Origin of the sequence: Bradyrhizobium frederickii, from assembly GCF_004570865.1 — a bacterium.
Lineage (GTDB): Bacteria > Pseudomonadota > Alphaproteobacteria > Rhizobiales > Xanthobacteraceae > Bradyrhizobium > Bradyrhizobium frederickii.
Genome location: NZ_SPQS01000004.1, coordinates 368,819 through 393,369, shown reverse-complemented (window position 1 = coordinate 393,369; position 24,551 = coordinate 368,819). Strand labels below are relative to the sequence as shown.

The window sequence follows — 24,551 nt, the reverse complement described above, 5'->3', positions numbered from 1 at the left end:
GCAGCAACTGGTCATTGGTCGCTTGCTTTGGAAAGCAAATGTCTGAGCCCGACTTGACAGCAAGCGGCGGCCCCGCTCCACAATTGCGGAGGGTGCCCTCAGATGCGACGACGTCGCCGCACTGGCAGGGATTGCTGAACGCGGGAAACGAAGCGACATTTGTTTCGGCCTGGTTGGCGCTGCAATGCAGCCGTATTGCCGGCGTGTCAGCTGGTCTGTTGCTCATGCGGCGGGTTGATTCAACTGCGCCGTCACTATCCGTGACGTGGCCGCCTCGGGATGTCGATGCCAGCGATCTCATGCGCCTGGCCGAAACTGCCTACAAGGAGCGTCGCTTGGTCGTTGCTCCCGGTCGCGTCGGTCCCGATTCCAGGCCGGCACAACCGGTGGCCCTGATAGTCGCCCAGCCACTGGGCACTACGAACGAGCCGATTGCGGCTGTGGCCATCGCATTGACGACGACGGCCGCCAAGCCTCTGGTTACCCCGGCCATCGTCGCTGAGCAATTGCGCTGGGGCGCGGGCTGGCTCGAGGCACTGCCTTGGGCCAGACATACCAAGGATCTCTCGTCTGACGTAACGCGAGCCGCATCGTGCCTCGACCTCCTCATCACGGTGAACGCGCAGCCGCGGCTGAGCGGTATGGCAATCGCGGTCGTCAATGAGCTGGCAACCCGCCTGCGGTGCGAGCGCGTATCGCTGGGTGTTGTCGGTCGCAATGGCACAATCTGCCTGCGCGCGGTTTCATTCTCGTCCAGCTTCAAACGCGAGAGCCGCCTCGTCAATTCGATCGAGAGCGCAATGGAAGAGGCGATCGAGCAGCGTGAATGCGTCGCTTATCCGCCATTGCCAAGCATGAGACGCGTCGTGGCCATCGCCCACCGGGCGCTGGCGGAGGAAGCAAAGGCGTCGGGCTCGTCGACGATGTCAGCTATACTGATCGGCCCCCATGGAAAACCGACCGGCGCTCTCACGTTCGAACGTCACCGCGCCGAGCCCTTTTCGGACGACGAGCTGAAGTTGGTGGAAGGGATCGCGGCGCTGCTGGGACCTCAGATCGGATTGCAGCTGCGCGCAAACCGGCTCTTGGGCGGACGTGTGGTTGATGGTATCGGCGACGGATGCGCGGCGCTGTTCGGCGCACGGCGGCCGGCCCTCAAACTCTGCGTCGCCGGTGCCATCGCGCTTGCGCTGATCTTGGCCTTTGCGAAAGGCGAGCACCGCGTCACCGCGAAATCGGTCCTTGAGGCCGAAGTGCAGCGCGCAGCTGTGGCTCCGTTCGACGGATTTGTTCGAGCGGCTCCGGCTCGAGCTGGCGACACGGTTCGCCAAGGCGACCTTCTCGCCCTGCTTGACGACCGGGATCTTGTTCTCGATCGGTTGCAGCGGCGAGCCGAGCTCGACAAGCTACTTCAGCGCGATCGCGAGGCGCTCGCCAAGCACAATCGCAACGGCCTCGCGGTACTGGAACCGCAGATCCGGCAAGCGGAAGCCCAGTTGGCACTCGCGGAAGAGAAGCTCGCGCGCACCCGAATCCTCGCTCCATTCGACGGTATTGTCGTCTCGGGCGATCTGAGCCAGATGCTCGGCTCTCCCGTTGAGAAGGGAAAAACACTGTTCGAGGTGGCGCCACTCAATTCCTACCGCTTGATCGTTCAGATCGACGAACGTGACGTTCGCTTCGTGGCGGTCGGACAAAGCGGCACCGTCGCACTCGCAGGCAGGCCCGGCGAACCGGTGCCGATGACGCTGAGCAAGATCACGCCGGTTACGCTCGCCGAGGAAGGACGCAATGCTTTTCGGATCGAGGCCCGCCTCTCGGAACCGGGCATGGCACTGCGCCCCGGGATGGAAGGCGTTGCAAAGATCAATTCGGGACGACGCTCGATTGCGTGGATATGGCTGCATCCCGTGATCGATTGGCTGCGCATTGCCGCTTGGAAGTACCTGCCATGAGAGGGGCGATATGACCGCAGCCCCGTTTCTGAGCTCGTCCTGGTATCGCGTCGCGCAACTCAGGCCGAAGCTTCACGACCACACCTCGATCTACCGACATCGGTATCGCGGCTGCATATGGTATGTCGTTCAGGATCACGCGACCGGCCGCATGCACCGCTTGTCGCCCGCCGGCTACATGATCGTGGCCGCGATGGACGGCGTGCGAACGGTTGACCAGATTTGGCACGAGGTCGGATCCGCTCTTGCAGAGGAGGCGCCGAGCCAGAGCGAGGCCATCCAATTGTTGGCCGAACTCAGCGCTTTCGACCTGTTACAAACCGAAGTGACTCCGGATGCAAGTGCGCTGGTCGCACGTGCGGCGAAAGCCAAACGATCCAGGTGGCTCGGCAACGTGCTCTACCCGCTGGCCCTGCGGATTCCGCTCTGGCATCCGGTCAGGTTTTTCGAACGTACCCGGCCGCTTGCAGAATGGTTGTTCGGGTTGCCGGGTGCCGTGCTGTGGCTACTGGTGGTGTTGCCGGCGCCTCTGTTCGCGGCACAAAACTGGCAGGAATTAACAGCCGACGTCTCCGACCGAATACTAGCCACCGATAACCTTCTGTCGCTCGCGCTGGTGTATCTCCTGCTCAAGACGCTGCATGAATTTGGGCACGGATTTGCGGTCGCGGCGTTCGGGGGAACAATACCCGAATTCGGAGTCATGATCCTGGTGTTCGCCCCGTTGCCCTATGTCGACGCCTCTGCCGCATCGGCATTCCGCAGCAAGTGGAGGCGCGCGCTTGTTGGCGCGGCCGGAATGATTGTCGAAGTGTTCTTCGCGGCGCTCGCGCTCTACGTATGGCTTACTGTTGAGCCTGGACTTGTCCGCACGCTCGCATTCGACGCATTGGCCGTCGCCGGTGTCTCGACCCTGGTATACAACGGCAATCCACTCCTGCGATATGACGGCTACTACATTCTCGCGGATCTGCTGGAAATCCCTAACCTGGCGCAGCGTGCTACCCGGTACTGGGGCTACCTCGTCAATCGCCATGTGTTTCGCGCGGACGGGTCGAAGGATTTCGTGGCCGCGACTGGCGAACGAATTTGGCTACTTCTATATGCACCGACTGCTTTCCTTTACCGCCAATTCGTGATGCTCGCGATCGCCGTGTTCGTCGCCTCGCAGTATCTCGCCCTCGGCGTCTTGATCGCGGTCTGGAGTCTGCTGACCGGTGTTGCGCTGCCCATCGGCAAGGCACTGTGGTTCGTGCTCGCGAGCCCGAGGCTTCATCGCAATCGCGCCCGCGCAGTAACAGCGACTTTCGGCATGATCCTGGCCGGCGGGTTGATGCTTTTCCTAATTCCGGCCCCATCTTACACCACGACGGAAGGCGTTGCCTGGTTGCCGGAGAATGCAATCGTGCGCGCGAGAACCGATGGCTTCGCGCGCGCGCTGCTGGTCCATCCCGGCATGAACGTCACGGTCGGGGAAGCGCTGGTCGAAAGCGAAGACTCGACACTCAAGGGCGAACTCGTAATTCTCCGCGCACACGTCGCCGAACTCGAGACGAGGCTTGCCATCGAGCGCTTTACCGACCGCGCGAGCGCAGAGATCACCTCGACGGAAATAGGACAGGCACGCGCCGAACTTGCGACCGCGACCGATCGCGCCGCGCGCCTCGTCGTGCACAGCCGCAGCGAGGGCACCTTTGCCGTTATGAAGCCACAAGATCTCCCCGGACGGTTCCTGCGCGAAGGGCAACAAATCGGCTACGTACTTACTCCCGGCTCACGCATCGTGCGCGCAACGATCCGTCAGGACGACATCGACCTCGTTCGTCATCGGCTGCAGAGCGCCGAAGTCAGACTCGCAGAGCGCCCAGATGAGACATTGCGCGTTGAGTCCATTCGCGAAATACCGTCAGGCCGTGACGTCCTCCCCAGTAGAGCTTTGGGAGGCGCTGGCGGCGGCGCCTTCACCGTCGATCCCGGCGATCCCGAAGGCGTAAAGACGCTGCAACGTGTCTTCCAGATCGATCTTGTACTGCCCGAAATTGCACCGGCGGCCACCGCGTTCGGTGGCCGCGCCTACGTCCGCTTCAACTTCAATTGGGAGCCGCCGGGCCAGCAGATCTGGCGTCGTCTACGACAATTGCTGCTGTCTCAGCTGCAGGTCTGAAGGCATCCGTATGCTCACGCGCAAACGAAACTTCGTCGGTTTGGCCTCGGTGGCAGTAGATGCACCCTATGCGGAGCAGGCCGCTCGTCAAGAGATTGGACTCGATGCTGCACTCCTCGACGCTTGGGGCCGGGTCTTGCCTCTCCTGCAGCCGGCCCTCGCGCGTGACCGCCTCGGCCGCTTCGTCCGGTCGGTCGGTGATCTGGAACCGCAGTTCGCTGTCCTGACAGACCGGCGCTTGCGCGAAACCGCGGAGGAGCTGCGCGCATCATTACTGTCAACTCCCCCCTACTCGCATCAAATGGCGCGTTCGTTTGCGCTGGCGCGCGAGGCGGCGCGTCGTCACGTCGGAGTGCGTCTCTTTCCGGTCCAATTGCTCGGCGGCGCCGCCATGATGGGAGGCGCAGTCGCCGAAATGGAAACCGGTGAAGGCAAGACTTTGACGGCGCTGCTGCCGGCGATCACCGCCGCACTCATGGGACGTCCGGTTCATATCATCACGGTCAACGATTATCTCGCGCGCCGCGACGCCGAACAGCTCGCACCAATCTACAACGCGCTTGATCTCACCGTCGGGCTCGTCGAGCACGGGCAGTCGCGGCAGGAACGGCAAAGAGCCTACGCGAGCGACGTCACCTATTGTACCAATAAGGAGCTTGTGTTCGACTATCTCCGCGATCGGCTCACGCTCGGCCCTCGCCGTGCCCGTTCTCGGCTTTCTCTCGATACAATATTCAAAAGCAGACTTGCCAGCCACCATCAAACACCGCTTCTGCGCGGACTGCATTTTGCGATCGTAGACGAGGCAGACAGCGTCCTGATTGACGAGGCTCGCGTGCCGCTGATCCTCTCCGGAACGCAAGAAAAGCCTGAGAATGCCGGGAGCCTGCACGAGACCGCACTTGAGTTCGCTCAACGCCTGGTGCCCGGCGACGACTTTCATGTGCGCGCAAACGAGAAATCGGTGCGGCTAACCAGCCGCGGCGAAAGCCGGATCGCTCAGCTCGCTGCAGGACTAACAGGCCTATGGGCAATCCGACGTGCGCGCGAAGAACTCGCGCAGCACGCGCTTGCCGCCCTTCATCTCTACCGACGCGACGTTCAGTATATCGTCGCCGATGACAAGGTGCAGATCGTCGACGAGTACACCGGGCGCATCATGCCAGACCGTTCGTGGGAAGGCGGCATTCACCAACTTATCGAAGCCAAGGAACATTGCAGCATCACGGAGCAACGCACGACCCTTGCACAAATTACCTATCAGCGCTTCTTTCGCCGCTACGTGCACCTTTGCGGCATGACCGGGACGGCGATCGAGCCGGCAGGTGAACTGTACGGCATCTACGGCCTCCGCGTTGTACGCATCCCGACAAACCGGCCTTTGCGACGAACGAATTCCGGCACACGCTTGTTCCCGACGGCCAACGTCAAATGGGACGCCGTGGTCGCTTCTGTTCACGAGATCGTTCGCAAAGGTCGCGCCGTGCTCGTCGGGACCCGCTCGGTTGAAGCCTCTGAGCAAATTTCGGAGTTGCTTGGCAGATCGGGCCTCGAATCCGTGGTTCTCAACGCGCGCCAGGACCACGCAGAGGCCGAGATCATTGCGGGCGCGGGTCAACCGGGCCGCATAACGGTCGCCACCAACATGGCCGGCCGCGGCACCGACATACAACTACATCCTGCAGTCCGGAGCCGCGGCGGCTTGCATGTCATCCTGACCGAATATCACGAGTCCCGCCGCATCGACCGCCAACTCTTTGGGCGCGCCGGCCGCCAGGGTGATTCCGGTAGCTACGAAACGATCGTCGCGCTCGATGATGAGCTTTTCAGGCGCTTTATCAATCCGAAGCTTCTTCGGTTACTAGGCAAACAATCGAAACGAACGCAGCCAATTCAAGGAGCTTTAGGACGCGCATTGCGCAGCTACGGCCAACACGCAGCCGAGCGCATTCACGGGCGAGCCAGACGTACCGCCCTCGCCGAAGATCTGCGTTTCAACAGGATTCTCAGCTTCACCGGGACTGAATGATGGTCCCGCGCCCATCCGCAGCACACACGCAAATATTATTATATCTTGGAGATCATAAATATATGGCCAGCGCGGTACATTATGGTACTATTTAATTGGACATTACATATCAATTAATTGTCCAGCGCGATTTCAGGTTGCGGCGTTCGGAGACAACGATGTCGAATTCCTGGGGCTTGTTCGGCCATCTGGCGCGACGGATCATTTACGGCAGCGCGAGAAGCGATCGCAAGACGATCGTCGATGGCAAAAGCGATGCTAGTCATTCGGCTAGTCATTCGCCGCTGATCTTCGAGACGCTCGAGCCGCGCATGCTGCTCGCCGCGGATCCTCTTGGCATCACGGCAGGCTACGCCTTCAACGAGGTCTCGGGCACCACAACGGCAGATGCATCTGGTCACGGCATCGTCGGCACGCTCACGAACGGTGCGACCTTCACAGGGGGAAGATACGGCAATGCGGTCGCACTCGACGGCGTGAACGACCTCGTCGATCTCGGGAATCCGAGTGCGCTGCAAATGACTGGCAGCATGACTCTCAGTGCGTGGGTCTACGTCCGTTCATTCCCCGCTGACGATGCGCCTGTTGTCTCCAAGCGCACCTGGGGCGAATCCGGATACCAGCTTGACATCACCGCGGACACCGGACCTCGCACGATCGGGTTCAAGCTCACCAACAGCTCGGGCGGGCAGATGTTCCGCTACGGCGCGACGGCGCTGCAGCCCAACACGTGGTATCACGTCGCCGGCGTCTATGACGCCGCGGGCCAAACTTTGAACGTCTATCTCAATGGCGTCCTCGACAACGGGCAGTTGACTGGCACAGTCACGAGCTCCCAGCAGAATTCGACGGCCAACGTGAATATCGGCAGTCGGCCGGGCCGTACAGGATTCGATTTTCCTGGCCTTATCGATGACGTGCGCATCGCCAATCATGCGCTCACCCCCGATCAGATCCAGACCGATATGGCGACTCCCCTCGCCGGAACGGCAGACACGATTGCCCCGGCCGTGTCCCTCACGCCTCCGGCCTCGATCGTATCCGGGTCTGTGAGTCTCGCAGCGAGCGCATCGGACAACATCGGCGTTGCCGGAGTCAAGTTTCTGCTCGATGGCAACACCCTGATCGGCACGGAGGATACCACCTCGCCGTACGGTGTCTCATGGACCACTACCACGGCATCGAACGGCTCGCATGCGCTGACCGCGCAGGCACGCGATGCCGCCAACAACATAACCACCTCGACGCCAATCAGCATTACGGTCGACAATCAGGCGCCGACCGGTACGGTGACGATCAACGGCGGCGCCGCGGCAACCAACAGCACCTCAGTCACGCTTACGATCACTGCGACCGATGCAGTGACTTCCGTCAAGCAGATGCGCTTCTCCAACAACGGGAGTTCGTATTCGACGGCGGAAGCCTTCGCCCCGACCAAGACCTGGACGCTATCGAACACAACAGGCACTAAGACGGTCTATGTCCAGATCATGGACGCCGCGGGAAACTGGTCCGCAGCCGTGACCGATACCATCGTGCTCGACACCACGGCGCCGACGATCAGTGGGCAGACAGCGACGAACCTAACCGCCAACACCGCACGAGTCACCTGGACCACCAACGAGCCCGCGACTTCGCGGGTCGAGTACGGACTGACGAACAGTTACGGATCGTCGACGACGCTCGACGCGACCCTGGTGACGGCACACAGCGTTGCGCTAACCGGCCTTGCTCCCAACACTACCTACAATTACCGCGTTCGTTCGATCGACGCTGCCGGGAACGAAAGAATCGGCTCAAACGCCACATTCACGACGACCGCCACCCAGGACACCACGCCGCCATCGACTCCTACAGGCCTGGTGGCGACCGGGGCTTCGACAACGCAGATCAATCTGTCATGGAACGCCTCGACCGACAACGTTGCGGTCACCGGCTATCAGGTTTTCCGCAATGGTACGCAGGTTGGCACCCCGACGACGACCACGTTCAGCGATACCGGTCTGTCGCCAGGCACATCCTACACCTATACCGTGCGGGCGAGGGACGCGGCGTCGAACCTCTCCGGACAGTCCACACCGGCCATTGCCACTACGCTGACGCCCGACACGACACTACCTACGTCCACGATCACAGGGCCGACGGGATCAGCGACCGTTTCGGGTACGATCACGATCAGTGCCAATGCATCCGACAATGCCGGGGTGGCGGGCGTGACCTTCCTGGTGGACAATATCGCGGTCGGCGGGGGCGAAGACCTAACGTCACCCTACAGCGTCAGTTGGGATACGACGACGGTCGCGAATGGCGTCCACACGATCATGGCACGCGCACGGGATACCTCCGGAAACACCGGCGATTCGCTGCCCGTCAGCATCACGGTGTCAAACACTCAAACGCCGGGTCTGGTTGCGGCCTATTCCTTCGATGAAGGATCCGGAACGACGGCGGGCGATTCCTCAGGGCAGTCGAACCTCGCCACACTCAACAATGGCGTCGCCTGGGTGGTCGGCAAGCATGGCCAGGCCGCGAGCTTTGACGGAGTGAATGACTACATTTCCATTCCAAACTCTGCCTCGACCAACATCTCCGGTAGTGCCCTTACATTGTCGACGTGGATCAATCCCCAGCCACTCGCGAGCGGCGACTCCGTCGTTATCGGGAAGTTCTGGAATACGACCATGTCGTCACCTTACTACCAGTATGGACTGGAACTGCGCGGCGGCAATCAGACCGATTTCTATATTGGGACATCCAGTGGCGCGCGCGTCGCCGCCTCGGGAACTACCTTGCCATTCAACCAGTGGTCCCACCTCGCCATCACCTTCGATGGCGCGCAAGTCAAAACCTATGTCAATGGAACCCTCGTCAACACGCAAGCGCTGTCAGCAACTATCACGGCGCGCGGCAACCCCATGCGCGTCGGGGCGGATGCGTCGACCGCGCAATTCTACAAGGGAGCGCTCGACGATCTGCGCATCTACAACCGCGTGCTGACGTTGGCGCAAGTCCAATCGGATATGACCACGCCCGTCGGCAACCCGACGGCCGGATCGCCGCAGGTCTTGATAGATTCCCCAATCAATGGGGCGCAAGTTAGCGGCATCGTCAATGTGACAGCAGATGCAACCGACGATACCGGCATCGCCAATCTGCAGTTCTATATCGACAATGTGGCAACCGGATCCCCCGATGCGACCGATCCTTACGCGCTTGCGTGGGACACGCGTACGGCGAGCAACGGCGCGCACACTATCACCGCAAAGGCGACCGACATAGACGGCCATACGACGTTGTCAGCACCGATAACCGTCAACGTCGCGAACAGCAGCTTTTTCCAGAACGAGATTCTCGCGACGGGGTTCAATCTGCCGACCGCAATCAAATTCCTTCCCGATGGCCGCATGCTGGTGGTGGAACTTGCGGGCATAATCAAGATATTGCCGCCGCCCTACACCACGCCCGATCCAACGCCGTTCCTGCAACTCACCAATATCGGCTCGGCGGGCGTACAGCAGGGCATCTATGACATTGCACTGGACCCCAACTTCAACACCAATCATTACTATTACATCTTCTATACGCTGGGGACGCCGAACGTGGATCGCTTCTCGCGCTTCACGGCGAACGCAACGCTGACGGGTACTGTCCCTGGCAGCGAGTTCGTCATCTATCAAGATACGGAAATTGCCAATGCCGAGCACCACGGCGGTGCGATCAACTTCAGCAACGACGGCAAGATCCTGCTCACGACCGGGGAGCATTTCCAGGCTGGCGAAGCGCAGGACCTCACGAAGCCGCGCGGCAAGATCCTGCGATACAACATGGATGGCACCGTTCCCACCGACAATCCGTTCTACGACGGCAACGGACCGAACTACGATGCAATATGGGCGCTTGGCCTGAGAAATCCCTTCCGCGCCTACTACGACGCGCCCACCGGGAGACTGATCATCGGCGATGTCGGCGGGAACGGCTATTCAACCGCAATCGAGGAAATCGACATCGGGGCGAAGGGTGCCAATTACGGCTGGCCGAACGTAGAAACTCCGAACGGGAATCCCGCCTACACTGCACCGGCTTACTACTACCCGCACAATGGACGCGACGCCGCGGTCGTCGCTGGATTTGTCTATCACGGCACACAGTTCCCAAGCAGCTATCAGGGCAGCTTCTTCTTCGCGGATTACACTCAGAACTGGATCAAGCGGCTGACGTTCGACGCCAACGGAAACGTCGCCGGCGTCTTCAACTTCGAGCCAGCCGACGGTTCGGTAGATGGCCCCTACGGCGACATTGTCTACTTGACCGAAGGCCCGGATGGCGCGCTCTACTATGTCGACCTCGGCTATTCCGATATCAGCGGCACATTCGGCGTAAGCAAAATCCGCCGCATAGAATTCATTCAATCGGATCTGCCTCCGGTAGCGACGGTTTCGGCATCACCAACGAAAGGACCCAGCCCGCTGACCGTCAACTTCTCCAGCAACGGTTCATCTGATCCTGAAGGAAAGCCTCTCACCTATTCGTGGAACTTCGGTGACGGCGCGACTTCGACCGCGGCCAACCCATCGCACACATATTCGGTCTCCGGCCCTTATCAGGCCCGGCTAACGGTCTCCGACGGAGTCAATTCGACGCTATCGACCCCGATCACAATCAGCGTCGGCAATAGTCCCGTTGTCAGCCTCCTTGGGCCAACTGATGGCGCGATCTTCAGGGCGGGCAACGTGATCACATTCAGCGGCACCGCAACCGATGCCGAAGATGGTACGCTCGCCGCAAGCGCCTACACCTGGAATATTGACTTCCTCCACGAAGGTCATGTTCATCCGGGCATCCCCATCACCGGCGTGACCAGCGGTACGTTCACGATCCCGACGTCCGGGCACGACTTCAGCGGATTCACGCGGTATCGAATCACACTGACCGTAACCGATTCCAGCGGGCTGCAGTCGAGCCAATCCGTCACGATCTTCCCCGATAAGGTCAATCTCAATTTCAACACGGCGCCTGCCGGATTAACACTGTATGTGGACGGCATCGCGCGCACGACGCCGTTCACCTACGACACGTTGGTCGGCTTCAATCATGAGATCGAAGCGCGCAATGTGACCGTCGGAAGCACGACCTACAACTTCGTCTCGTGGTCGGATAGCGGCACTCAAGATCACATCATCACAGTCCCCGTCGGCGGCGCGACCTATACTGCGACTTATAATGCCGTCACGACGCCGGCCCCGTTAGCATTCGTCCAGGTGAATTCCGCGACCCCGCAAACCAACCAGGCCCAGGTATCGGTCGCCTACACGAACGCGCAGACGACAGGGAACACGAACATCCTCGTGATCGGATGGAATAACACGACATCGAATATCACATCCGTCACGGATTCGGCCGGCAACGTCTATCAGCTCGCCGTCCCGACAGCGCGAGGCAGCGGTATCAGCCAAGCCATCTACTACGCCCCGAATATCAAGCAAGCCGCCGCCGGCGCGAACGCTGTGACCGTGACCTTCAACACTGCGACTCAATACGTGGATATTCGCGCTCTGGAATACAGCGGTCTCGCTGTCATCAATCCGTTCGATGTCGGCGCCTCGGCGGCCGGCACCAGCAGTTCAGCCAGCACCGGGGCCGTTACAACGTCCACCGCGCATGAACTCATTTTTGGTGCCGGAACGACGACGGGTGGTTTCACTGCGGCAGGCAGCGGGTTTACCACGCGCGTCATTACGACGCCCGACCTTGATATTGCCCAGGACCGGTTCGTAACCGCGACAGGTAGCTACAGCGCAACCGCATCTCTCCAAGGCTCTGCAGCATGGGTGATGCAGGTCGCGACCTTCAAGGCAGTGAGTTAATCTGCATGCCGCGGTCCCAAGGCTTATGCGCCAACGCCGTTGCGCACAACCGCGTGTGCAGCAACGCCCTGAATAGCCAACGCGCCGGCGCCGTGCCCCAGTCGTTCGGCGGCTGGTTGGTCGAACTGACGCACCGAGGTGCCGGACCGAGCAGAACGGTGGCTTGCGTAGGGCTCCGACCTGTACTCCACCGCCGCGGAGGCTTAAATAGCCTCCAGGAGGGAGAGACGTCGGAGGGTTCGCGGCACTCCGATTGTCGTCGGAGCCTTTCACGGCTAAGTTGAAGTGGCACGAGGCACTGTATTATGACCGCTTCGGATGAACCGATTGTTGGTAGTTGCGCATCGGCGCTGGCGAAGGACCTAACTCGAGGTGAGTTCTTCGCGGGTCTATTCGCTCTCGGTTGTGCGAGTGGCCTAGCATCCCGCGTCATTCAATCGGTCCATGGGCTTGGATGGCTAGATGCGCTTCTTGGCACGTTTGAAATCAGTGTACTCGTTTGGATATCATGCGCCGCTGGAATTTCCCTTGTTCTTCAAGACCGAACGATCGGGATTCGCTCTTCAGAACTCGTCTTGGGAGCGGCCTTTGTGCTGCTCGCCATTCTACCGGTAGGTCCCGTCAGCTGGCTGGCAGTAACCGCGCTCAGTCTCTATGTCATCAACACGGCCGATGCCTCATCATCGCGGCGCGGCGCTCTCATACTACTGGCTGTTACCGTGCCCATGTTTTGGAGCCGGCTATTCTTTCATTTCTTTGCCGAGCTAATTTTACGGATCGATGCGGGTCTCGTTGGTTGGATATTGCGCACCTCTCGAACCGGGGACGTCGTCGAATTTGCCGACGCTTCCGGCGTTCTGGTCATTCTGCCAGGGTGCTCTTCGCTCGCAAACGTATCGCTTGCATTTCTATGCTGGGTGACTGTGAGCCAGTTAGTCAACCACAAGAAATCTGCTTACGATCTATTCTGGTGCCTGATGGCTTGCATCTCCGTCGTAACGGTGAATGTTACTCGCATAAGCTTTATGGGCCTGAGCCAATGGCACTACGCCATGTTCCATAGTTGGTGGGGCGACGCGGTCGCGAACACGACCATTTTGGGCCTGACGGTCGGCTTCTGCGTGCTGGGGGTGAGGCGTGAGCTCTTCCGCCGGATTTAAGTGGTTTATCGCGGCCGTGCTATTACTGGCCACTGGATGGAAGATTGCGATTCCATTCGAAAATCCAGGCCAGCTAAGAGAGGATATTATTAGATTCCTCGAACGAAATCACTTCAGCGTCACAGCAACTAATGAAATTACGACAGGCACTCTGATCATCCGAGCCACCAGAGCGTCGTGTCAATTGCAGGTCGCTAAGCTTACTCCGGACGGATCGAACCGACATCTTATTCGACATCTTGCAACAGGGACTGATCGCTCGTTCGTCGTGTTTCGGGGCGAAGTGTACACGCAACAACCGACCGCATGGACAGTGTTGCACTATCTGCGATCGAGATTCCTTCGCGAACTTGGATTCATTCGACAAATCACTCCCGTCATCGACGTGGCGGAAAGCTTGGCCTGCAATGCGGAACGGCTCCCATGGAGTGAACTTCAAGATCGACCCACGTGATTCAAAGAGCTCTCGGATGTTCACGACTCTCCTCATATGGATATCTGAACTGGATATCTGAACTTCGATGCACCGACGTCAAATTGTCGCGCGCGTATTGTCAGCTGGAATCTACCCAAGATTTATATTGACGGAAATTAATTATTATGATTATTAAACGATCAAATATTTATTAATGTGCCGCGCAAAGGGAGAAGAAAATATGACCTTACCTGGGTGGGTCCTTGCGATTTTCCTCACGATGGCCGCGGCGGTGCCGGCCGGCGTCTATTTCACGGCTACTCTGTTCTTTCCTCCCGACCAAAGCTACACTTACGTGGGTCAGGGGACGGCACAGGGCGCACCTGGACCGGTCGCGGGCGCGGGACTATCCTTCGCCGCAGTTGCATATGCGGCCTATTGGGTAATCAAGCGCCGTCGACGCAAACCGGACTAAGCAATCGGCTCTGTTCAGAGCGATGGTCGAACGATCCTGCTCGGGGCGTATAGCTTGCGAGCAGGGGCGGTCGGATTCAGCCCACGCTGTTTGCAAGCTTGTGCAAGCTTGCAAGCCGAGTACCGGCCGCTCGACCGACAGGCCGTCCCTGCGCCTGCGCGCAAGTGGACGAATGCCGATTAGGCGTCAGCGCCCCTTGAAACGCACGCTCCGCCTGATCTTGCACGCGCTTCGCATGAGCCGGCGCAGCCATTCCATGAGCCGGCGCAGCCATTCAACGGCAAAAACCCATAGCTGTATTTCTCCGGCGTCAAATCTTCATGCAGTAATTTCTCGGGTAGGACAGATTTCACATGCCGAGTGAGCTACTAGTCATTCTGGGGGCTGAAGCTACAATACTTACCTGCGTGGCGGCGATGACCCTGTACGCCAGGCGAATGGACGTACTGAGCGGGAGGTCGATCGAGCGATCGGTAGTTTCGCCCCCGGGCAACAGGCATCCATCACGCTCGATCCGCCGAAAGCCGCACGATTTACTGCAGTTGATCAGGAGGTGGGGCGAGCTCACTACATACGCCCCGCGAAATCTCTGGCAGCGACCTGATATCCCCGGAACGTCGCGGTTAGGCCTTCAAGCCAGATCGCAAACTCCGTCCCGGCTCGTGACGCGCTTTCGTCCGTCGAGCCCGCCCGCCGACGATGCGTCCGGCCGACCAGCCCTGGTTTCAGAGCCGGGCCGCAACGCCGACCCCCACGAATAGGTGTCGGCCCCGCTTGCGTGAAGTCGAGCGCTGCCCAGCTTCCGCGAAGACTCAGCGCTCCTTGAAGGCACGCTCCGCCTGATCGTGCAGCGGCTTGAGCAGGTAGGACAGCGCAGTCCGACCAGCGGTCTTGATGAAGACCTCCACCGGCATGCCCGGCAGCAGCTTGGCCGACCCGAGTTTTACCAGCTCTTCGGGCTTCAGCAGGACGCGACCCGTGTAGTAACTCGTGCCGGCACGCTGATCCTGTGTGATGTCTGCCGAGACCACGCTGACCTCTCCGTCGATCTCGGGCGTGGTCTTCTGGTTGAACGCTGCGAAGCGCATCGTCGCGGTCTGCCCCACATAGACTTGGTCGATATCGCGCGGTGCGATCTTGACCTCGACTGCAAGCGAGTCCGCATCAGGTACGATCAGCATGATTTGCTCGCCGGGAGAAATGACCCCTCCAACCGTGTGGACGCTGAGCTCGTGGACACGGCCGGATTGTGGTGCCCTGATATCGACCCGATTCAACTGATCGACCGCCGCAGTTTTGCGCTCGCCCAGTTCGGAGAGTTTCGAGCGCGTTTCGATCAGGTCCTTGCCGACTTCCGTCCGCAGATCCTGGTCGATCTGAATGACCTGGAGTCCGATTTCCGAGATCTTGCCCTTCGACTGAGCAATCATTCCTGCGAGTTGGCTGCGCTCACCTTCGAGGCGCGCGGAGTCGCGCTCGAGGGAATTGAGCCGCGTGATCGGCACCAGATTTTTTTGCCAGAGGCTGCGCACGCCTTCCAGCTCCTGGCGGATGAACTCGACTTCCTTCTGCTTGGCCTCGGTCTGCCCCGTATAGCCCTTGATTTCGTTTTCCAGCTGCTGGGTTTTCTCCTGCAACTGCGCTTTTTGGCCGCTCCTCGCCTGACGACGCAAATCGAACAGCTTCCGCTCCGCGGTGATCGCGCGGCTCGCCTCGGAGTTGCTCTCCTTGGCCCGGTCAAGCAGCAATTTTGGAAACACGACCTGCTCGGCGCCATCACGCTCGGCCTCGAGACGAGCCTGCCGCGCGAGCAGCTCATCGATGCTATTGGTAACGATCGTCGCATTCGCGAGCGTCTGGGTCTCGTCGAGGCGGATCAAAACGTCGCCTGCATTGACACGGTCGCCTTGCCGCACGCGCAACTCTCCGACGATCCCGCCGGTGGCGTGCTGAACCTTCTTGACGCTCGAATCCACCACGACCACGCCCTGGGCGATCACCGCGCCCGACAATTGGGTCGTTGTCGCCCAGCCGCCGACCCCGAAGGTCACCAGAGCGAGCATGATCATTCCGACGATCATGTAACGCTGGATGGATTGCAACGCCGGCGCTATCTGACCGCTCATCGGCCTCCTCCTTGAGCTTCCGCGACGACCTTGAGCGGTACCGGATTTCGCAGCACTTTCCTGAGAACCTCCTCTCTCTTGCCGAAGGACTGAACCCTGCCTTCGCCGAGGCACAAGACATGGTCCACGCCTTCCAGCGCCTTCGGGCGATGCGCGACAACGGCGACAATCCCTCCCCGGCGGCGCACGTTCAGGATCGCCTCGGTCAAGGCCTCCTCGCCCTCGGCATCGAGATTGGAAGAGGGCTCATCAAGCACCACCAGGAAGGGCTTGCCGTAAAAGGCGCGCGCGAGCCCGATACGCTGCCGCTGCCCCGCCGACAGCGCCAGCCCTCCCTCGCCGATCTTCGTACTGTAGCCGTCCGGAAGGGAGAGGATGAGATCGTGCGCGCCCGCGGCATGCGAAGCTTCCAGAACTGCGGCGGCCGTTGCATGCGGGTCGAACCGTGCAATGTTCATCGCAATGCTGCCGTCGAACAATTCGACGTCCTGAGGCAGATAACCGATGTGCTTGCCGAGGGCGTCCGAAGACCAATGATCGAGCGCGGCGTTGTCGAGCCGGATCTTGCCTCGCATGCATGGCCACACTCCCACCAGCGCACGTGCCAACGTCGACTTGCCGGATCCGCTCGGACCAATGATTCCAACCGCCTGCCCGCACCGCAGCTGGAACGACACTTCACTGACGGTGGGCCTCTCCGCGTTTGGGGCGCCGATATAGAGGTGCTCGGCCGTGAGGGTCTCAACCGGCGGAGGTAGCGCCAACCGCTCCTCGTCGTGAGGCAGAAGCTTCAGCAACCCATCGAGCCGTTGCCCTGATTGCCGCGCGGCGACGAATCCCTTCCAGTTCGCGATGGCCAATTCGACGGGCGCCAGTGCCCGCGCGGTGAGGATCGATCCCGCAATGATGATGCCGGCCGTCGATTCCTGGTTGATGACGAGGACGGCGCCGACGGCGAGAACCAGCGATTGCAAGATCGCCCGAAAAAGCTTGGAGGCACCACCGAGTCCGTTTGCGACGTCACTGGCTCGCTCATGGGCAGCGAGGTACTTCGCGTTGACATCGTGCCAACGTAAGGCCGCCCGTTGCCGCATGCCCATGGCCTGTAGAACTTCGGCGTTTCGCCGCCCCTCGAGCGCCAGTGCGGTTCGCGAAACAGCGAGACGCGAGGTCGCCTTTGCCGGGCCTCGCGTGCGTGTTTCCGTGAGCATCGTAATGCCGACCAGCACCAGCGCGCCGGCCAGCGCAGTGACGCCGATCCAGAAGTGAAAGAGGAAGCAGACGCCGAGATAGATTGGCATCCAGGGCAGATCGAACAGCGCCGTCGGCCCTCCGCTCGACAGGAAGCTGCGGACCTGATCAAGGTCACGCATTGGCTGCAAGCCATCGCCATCGGCTCTGGTCTTCAAGGGCAGGCGAACAAGCGCATCGAATATGCGAACGCCGAGCGCTTCATCGAAATACCGGCCGACCCGGGCGCTGATCCTGCTCCTGACGAGGTCGAGCCCGCCCTGAAACAGGTAAAGCACCGTGGCCAGAACCATCAAGGCGATCAGCGTCGGTATGCTGCGCCCGGGCAGCACCCGATCGTAGACTTGCAGCATGAAGAACGAGCCGGTGAGCATGAGGAGATTGCTCATCCCGCTGAAGGCCGCGAGAGCCCAGAAAATCCGGCGGCAAGACCGCAGGAAAGCCGACAGCTCTGACCGCGACTCATCATCGTCGCCAGCCGGCCGCGGGACACCGGAGAACAATCGTTGCCGCAAGACTTCGACGAGACGCTTTGCCCAGCCGATCGGCCCCTGCGTCCGCAGTTCGGCATCTTCCGCCCATTGTCGTGCGACGACCCCAAGTCTCGTCAAACGCGAAAATTGGATCCGATAAAGGCTTGCTGGCAAGGGGATTGCGCCCCACCGTTCAGAATTTGTCATGGCTCCCGCCCTTGAACCGTGCCTTAAGTGATGATCCCCGAGAGGCTCCCCAAGGCAGATGTGAGTTTGATTTCCCCGTCATCGAGTTACTGTTACGCGAGATAGAAGTCAGACCGATTTTGCACCGAGCCAAGCCAACGTGAGCGTGTCGCCTCCCCGATAACCAACGCGGACATGATAACCGTCCTGCCATTTAATTCGCTCAATCCGCTCTCCCGGCTTCCAACACGTGCTCCGCTACGAAATCGTTTGCAGAGCGCGATGTCGTGGCGACCTGTATTCACCACTCATGGTTAATCAGCTTGGCCTCACGTGCCGGTCGCCATGGGCTTTTTTGGGACCAGACGGGGGCCGGGCCGAGGTTTTTTTTAACCAGCACGTCAACTCGCGGCACTACAATAATCGCGCGGTAGGCCTTCGATTAAATCGTCGCGAATTTCCCTGATGTCATGCCAGATCACGAAACTCAACACGCCTCCATCGCAGCACGGCGTGAACACACAGAAATCGTTTACTTAAACAACCCGGCCAGCCGATCCGGCCAACAATTGAGTACGGACTTCCGCGCCTTATTTAATTTTTAATGTTCAATTTTCTCGCACTCACATTTTTTAAATGCGATGAAGGCCAAACAAGGCTGGTAATCGGAGCGACGAAAGAATCGCCATTCGACGCGCCCGATGCTTGTCGCGACCGGCCTGAGAATCACCTTCGCACGAAGCGCGACCGGCTCCAGTCGCGCGCATCGATCTTGTTCGCGCGCTGTATCCAGCGAACAACGGGAAGCTGCTCACGCGCAGATCGCAATAGAGGCATCAAAAAAAGAAGGCGGGGACCATCCCCGCCTTCCATGATCTGCACCGCAGATCGGCTACTCCATGTCGCTGAATTCGCGCCTACGCGAAATGGAAGTCGTGGCTGTTCAGCTTGTCGAGCTGCGTGTTTTTCAGCGTCAGCGTGTCGCTTCCCGTCGCGATGACGACGTCGTGGCCTGACTGGGCCGCGTGGGAGAGAACGCTTGCAAAACTGTCGAACACGCTCTTGCTGAACTCGATCGTGTCGTGAGCTGGTCCGCGGGCAGCGAAGTCTTTGATGACGTCGTGACCGAAGTTCGACGCGAATTCGAACGTATCCGCCCCCCTTTTGCCGACCATGACATCATTGCCCGCGGTGCTGGTCAGCGTATCGCGGTGGCCGGAGCCAATGATCGCCTCGCCCGAACTGGTCCCAACCACTTGGCCGGTCGTGTCGACCTGCTCGGCGGTAAAGGCGTGGGTCTTGCCCGACAGATCGGAGGTGTGGAAGCTCCACTTGCCATCGGCTCCCGCCGTGACCGAACCGACCGACGCCGTGCCGTCGGACAGCCTGATCTCGCTGTTGGGATCGGCAATGCCCTTGATTGTTGCGGTGTAATCCCAATGCGGACGCACATTGGTGACTTCCACCGTCGAGCTGCCCTCCTTGGGGCCATGCGAGCCAATTGGCGGATCGATCGGCTGCGACAACGCGCTGGTGTTGCCGGCAGCGTCGGTGGCGGTCGCGGTGAAGGTATGGGACCCGTGCTTGAGATTCGGGGTCGTCACGCTCCAGTCGCCGTCGCTTCCGACCGTCGTCGTGCCAAGCAGGGTTGTGCCTTCATAGAGCTTGATCGAGCTCCCCGCCTCCGCCGTTCCGGATACCGTTGCGCGGTTGTGCGTGGTGGGATCGCTCAACAGAACCGGAGCATCCGGAGCAGTAGTATCCACCGTTACATCCAGCGCAGTCGATGCCTTGCTGGTGACGCCAGAGACCGTGTCCGTCGCAGTGAGGCTGTGCTTGCCGTCGAGCAGCCCAGCGGTTGAGTAGTGCCAGGCTCCGTTGGCATCCGCCGTGGCGATGCCGAGCTGGGTCGAGCCGTCGAACACCTTTACCGTGCTGTTGGCAGCCGCAGTTCCCGCCAGGGTCAGCGTCTTGTCGCTGGTGATGTGATCACCGGCGACACCGCTGTCGGTCGAGAAAGAAGCGATCTTCGGTGCGGCAGGCGCAGTGGTGCCAGTGCCCGAGGTGCCCGTACCAGAGGTGCCCGTACCAGAGGTGCCAGTGCCAGAGGTGCCAGTGCCTGAGGTGCCCGTACCCGAGGTGCCAGACGTGCCCGTGCCCGTGCCCGTGCCGGACGTGGTGGTGCCAATGACCGGATCCACGGCCGTCGACGCTGCGCTGACGTTGCCGGCAACGTCGGTCGCCTTCGCCGTCAGGGCGTGCGAACCGGCCGACAAGGCAGACGTCGTGACGCTCCAGGCGCCGCTCGAGTTGGTTGTCGCCGTCCCGACCTGCGTCGTTCCATCAAACACCTTGATCGCGCTGTTCGCTTCAGCGGTCCCCGACATCACGACCTGATTGGTCGCGTTGACGGTATCGCTCGCGATCGTCGGTGCCGCGGGTGCCTTGGTGTCGACGGTAACAGCCACCGCCGCCGAGGCCGCGCTGGTCTGGCCCGACGAGTTGGTCGCGGTCGCAGTCAGCGTGTGCTTTGCGTCGGTCAGGACCTGGGTGATGTAGTCCCAGCTTCCGGTCGAAGTCGCAGTCGCCGTACCGATCTGGGTCGAACCGTCGTAGATCTTGACCGTGCTGCCGGCAGCAGCCGTGCCCTTGAGCTCGAGCGTGCTGTCGTTGGTAATGCCGTCCCCCGCAACACCGCTGTCGGTCGAGAACGAGGAGACAACCGGCGCCGCAGGGGCACTCGGAGCAGGCGAGCTTGGCGCCGTGTAGGTTGGGCCAGTGTAAGCAGGCGCATTGGCATCCTGCTCGACCTCGCCGGTCACCATGTTCACATTGTGCACGAAGGAGGTCTGGGAATAGGAGTCGTCCGGGCCAGCGGCCGGATAGTTGAACCCGAAGGCTTTGGTTACATCGAAATAGTTGTCGTGCGTGGAAAATGCGCCGCTCAGATTGGCGGCATCGGTCCCCGGACCGGAGACGGACATCCAATAGCTGACGCTGCCGATCAGAGTGTTGCCGGCAAACTCGCCCGACTTGGTGTTGTCGGCAATGAAGCCCTGGGTCGTACCGCCATCCTGGACCGCCGTGTTGTAAAGAATGTGGGTCGAATCGATGGTCGGACCATAGACTTGGAGATAGTCGCCGTGGGTGCCAGCGCCGCCCATGCCGGCCTGCTGCAGCAGGTTATATTGAATCGTGATGTCGCCACCGTCTTGACCATGGCGGCCGATCAGGTCGGAGTTGGAATTCTTCAGCCACGAATATTCAATCGTGAGGCCGGGCCCTTCCATTTCGACGAGAAATTCGGCATGCCCACCGCCACTCAGGCCATCGATGGTGCAGTTGGTGATATGCAGATTTGAGGACGACGACGACCCTGTAATAACGGCATCCTGCGGACCCGACGGATTGAGACCATTGAAGTTCGAGTTGGTCAGGGTGGTGTTCGCTGCCGTGGTTACGACAGCCCAGCCGCCGAAATCATAACCGTCGAGCGTGACGTTGCTGCCCGTCACCGTGATGCTCTTCTGAGCCGCGTCAACGGACACGCCTGCCATCGAGATCGTTGCAGGATCCTTGAGCGTCAGCCCCGTTGGTACGCCGACGTGATAGTCCACCCCCGCGACATTCCATGCCGGCCGGTTCGCACCATAGGTGTCCAGCAAGCTCGAAAGCTGCGCTGATCCAACCGGCGCGTTCGCAGAACCGTCGTTAACTGCCATTACCTGTTCTCCTGATTTGATGTCCATCCGCATGTGCTCCACCCCGAAGGGCCTTCCCCGAGCAACACGCCATTCACTTTGATTATTGGACAAACCACCACGTGATGATCGCCGAGGCGACTATTGGCTGGGCGCCGCAGGCTTTTTTGGGACCACAACTAGGCTACGCCGGGGTGATGTTTGGCTCGCACCTGCCACACTCACTTGAAAATAAATCAAACTGCAGAAGTGCCTAGACGCTCGCATTGTGAATCCTTCGCAATTCAAAACAAAGAATATTATCGTCTGGCGCCATTGATTTCTGTGGAAATAGTTGCTGTTGCGCATTGCGGTCCGACACTTTCGGCAATCCGCAGAATCCGCAATTTAATGTTTTCGTTTACATACGAGAGTTTAATCGACACGCGAATAAATATTGTGGCAAGCAAAATCCGAACTTCATCACACGCGGCGCGCGACTCGCACTTTTTTCGTAGCGACACTGCACAGTCTCAATGTGCTTCATGCTTTCTTCAGACCACAGCTGGATGCGTACCGACAATAGGCCAACGAAAGCAGTTCATCGATCTCGTTGCTTGGCCGTTGACGATCCGGGTGAGTGTTAGACAGACAGGCAAGGGGATCGAGTCGTTCACCTTACAGCGGCGAAGATGGCCCAGTGCTCGGCTTCTTAGTCGAAGCCTGCGAACCGCGCATTTTCCAAAGCGTGATCGGACGGATGAAGCGCTCGACCGCGCTGTTCTCGAGCGCGATGCGGCCATCTTCAGTGAAGCGCGTCAGGGCGCTCCGGTTGGCTCGCCAGCTTGCTCTTTTGGCTGATTCAATGCGAGCTCTGCACGGAGCCCCCCCTTGTAAAGCCTCCTCCAGCGGCCGGTTCTGTTGCCGAACGAACAGCGCTCTTCGGCGCTATGGCCACCGATGCCCTTTTCGACAGGCCTGAGCGCTTCGCCGACAACGGGAGCCCGGCCGCTGTGGCAAGTTCGAAGAAGTTACCCCGCCTGCGCCACGAACAGAACGCTGGTTGAAAGACATAGGCGAGGCAGATCGGCCTAGCTCCATGGCCGGTAGTCCACCGCCTAGATCCAGAGCTGAACAGTCTTGGGGTGCCCACGGCAGGGGTTGAGCACCGGCATCATCGTTTCGTCGGCGGATAGCTGATCCCTGCCGATGAGGCACTCATGCAACGGACGCGGGTCGATGCTCCTGGCCTCGGTCCTGTCAACGCTGGGCCGAGCTCAATAGGCACAATTCGCCCTGCTGGTAGAACGGCAGGCGGACGCCTTGTTCGGAGACCAGGATCTAGGCGACGGTCGACCTCGGTCCCCTTCGATCGGCCTAGCCGGGCCTGGTGCCTGCATTGGGGCTGTCTTGGCGATCACGCTCCGAACGATACCCCTAAGAGAGCGAGTGCTGTATCTCCCCCGTTTCAAGGGTTTGGGGGGTTGACCACTTCTCCGTCGACGTCTTCACCTCGCCTGAATGTGCCCTGCGCCAGCGGCAGCAAATCGTCCCGTTACTCGTGTCGTGCTCTGAAGAACTTGGGGACTGCCATTGTCGTGGACAGCAGCTTCGGTGTTGCCGCTCCAGGTCATTTGAAGCCACCGTTACCCGCGAGCCCCACCCCTATATTTAACTACAATATCCCCCATTTATTTGTTCAACGGATTAATATAGCCTTGGAGTCAATGGAATTTATACGCATGAAACGGCAGCTCGCGAAGAATCAGACGAGGTCATCTGTGACCTCGAGCGTGCCCACGGAGGGCGCGCGCTCCGCCTGGGATAGGCTGTCGAAAACATTGGCCGCGCCAGCAATTGCGCTCGCCGCGACAATTTTCGGATTGCAGCTTCTTACGGCAAGATTCAGCGGGACGGCAAGCGGCGCATGGGATCGGGACCTCCTTCTCAGGCTCAACTCGTTCGCTGCAACTGACTCGCTATACGTATGGGAACTTGCCAACAATTCCCTGTTCAGGGGATTTCCTATCTTCTTCTCAATCCTCGCGTTGTGGTTCGCCGGCGATGACCGAGTACGGCGCGGCCGGATGCTCACCGGAATTATTGCGGTTTGCCTTGCAACCGTTCTCTCCGTCTGGGTACAATTTCATTTTGCCATTCACATTCGTCCGCTTCTGGACCCAGCGCTTCCTTTGAATGTAGCCGATCCGCGATGGAGTTTGGATTGGGACCGCAGAAACTCGTTCCCTAGCGACACTTCGACACTATTCTTTGCACTAGCCACACTGATCCTCATAGAAAATCGATTGGTCGGACTACTTTGCTTTCTCTGGGTCGCCGTCATTATAGCAGTCCCGCGGGTCATCTTCGGATGGCACTATCCGAGCGACGTGGCCGGCTCGCTGGTCTTAGGACCGGCATGCGTCTTACTCTTCTACGTAATTCCATACCCGCGAGAGCTATTCGAACGCATGCTGATCCGATTTCGGGATTACATGTATATTGTCCATGCACTTCTGTTCATTTTCTTGAGTGACGCGTCCATGTTGTTCATTAGTTTACAGAAACTCGGAAAAGATCTTGTGCGATTGTTGGGCTAGCCACACTAGCGTGAAGCTCCGATAGTTTGTTCGCGGTCATATCGAGTCTACATCGGTACCCTCTGGCCAATACGACTGCGGAATCAAGGAAGCCCGCGGCGCTGGCCTGCTCTCATCTTTCATGGCTTGGCTGGAAGCGATCTGCACGACGTTAAGGACGAACGACCTCTCCC

The 24,551-nt window shown here is 59.9% G+C and carries 10 protein-coding genes; 6 read left to right on the top strand and 4 right to left on the bottom strand.

Translation table 11 applies throughout. From position 1 onward, the window contains the following. Positions 1-38: 38 nt before the first annotated feature. From E4K64_RS09640 to E4K64_RS09620, 5 genes are all read left to right on the top strand, one after another. Complete coding sequence (locus E4K64_RS09640) at positions 39-1,955, top strand: efflux RND transporter periplasmic adaptor subunit (protein ID WP_135163282.1); 1,917 nt, start codon at positions 39-41, stop codon at positions 1,953-1,955. A gap of 10 nt (positions 1,956-1,965) precedes the next feature. Then, the gene (locus E4K64_RS09635) at positions 1,966-4,119 is read left to right on the top strand and encodes a zinc metalloprotease (RefSeq protein ID WP_135163281.1); all 2,154 of its coding nucleotides are present in this window, start codon (positions 1,966-1,968) and stop codon (positions 4,117-4,119) included. A 10-nt stretch (positions 4,120-4,129) separates the two neighbouring features. Continuing rightward, positions 4,130-6,148 (top strand): preprotein translocase subunit SecA, encoded by a 2,019-nt coding sequence (locus tag E4K64_RS09630; protein WP_135163280.1) that lies wholly within the window; start codon positions 4,130-4,132, stop codon positions 6,146-6,148. A gap of 158 nt (positions 6,149-6,306) precedes the next feature. Then, positions 6,307-12,012, top strand: coding sequence for a LamG-like jellyroll fold domain-containing protein (locus E4K64_RS09625; RefSeq protein WP_135163279.1), 5,706 nt, complete (start codon positions 6,307-6,309; stop codon positions 12,010-12,012). Between the two features lie 305 nt (positions 12,013-12,317). Continuing rightward, entirely contained in the window at positions 12,318-13,172 is an 855-nt protein-coding gene (locus E4K64_RS09620) for a hypothetical protein (RefSeq protein ID WP_135163278.1), read from the top strand. A gap of 1,702 nt (positions 13,173-14,874) precedes the next feature. On the opposite strand, the gene E4K64_RS09615 is transcribed toward E4K64_RS09620, so the two are convergent. From E4K64_RS09615 to E4K64_RS41870, 4 genes are all read right to left on the bottom strand, one after another. After that, complete coding sequence (locus E4K64_RS09615; RefSeq protein WP_135163277.1) at positions 14,875-16,188, bottom strand: HlyD family type I secretion periplasmic adaptor subunit; 1,314 nt, start codon at positions 16,186-16,188, stop codon at positions 14,875-14,877. After that, a complete protein-coding gene (locus E4K64_RS09610) occupies positions 16,185-18,119 on the bottom strand; it encodes a type I secretion system permease/ATPase (protein WP_235884627.1) in 1,935 nt (644 codons plus the stop codon). The genes E4K64_RS09615 and E4K64_RS09610 overlap by 4 nt, the downstream gene beginning before the upstream one ends. An 896-nt stretch (positions 18,120-19,015) precedes the next feature. Continuing rightward, positions 19,016-21,847, bottom strand: coding sequence for an Ig-like domain-containing protein (locus E4K64_RS09605; protein ID WP_167771910.1), 2,832 nt, complete (start codon positions 21,845-21,847; stop codon positions 19,016-19,018). 609 nt (positions 21,848-22,456) lie between these two features. Further along, positions 22,457-22,645 carry an IS66 family transposase gene (locus E4K64_RS41870; protein ID WP_430642484.1) on the bottom strand — a complete coding sequence of 63 codons (189 nt, stop codon included), beginning with the start codon at positions 22,643-22,645 and terminating at the stop codon, positions 22,457-22,459. Positions 22,646-23,520: 875 nt separating this feature from the next. On the opposite strand from E4K64_RS41870, the gene E4K64_RS09595 reads away from it, so the two are divergent. Then, positions 23,521-24,378, top strand: a complete 858-nt coding sequence (locus E4K64_RS09595) for a phosphatase PAP2 family protein (RefSeq protein WP_135163275.1) — start codon at positions 23,521-23,523, stop codon at positions 24,376-24,378. Positions 24,379-24,551: the final 173 nt, after the last annotated feature.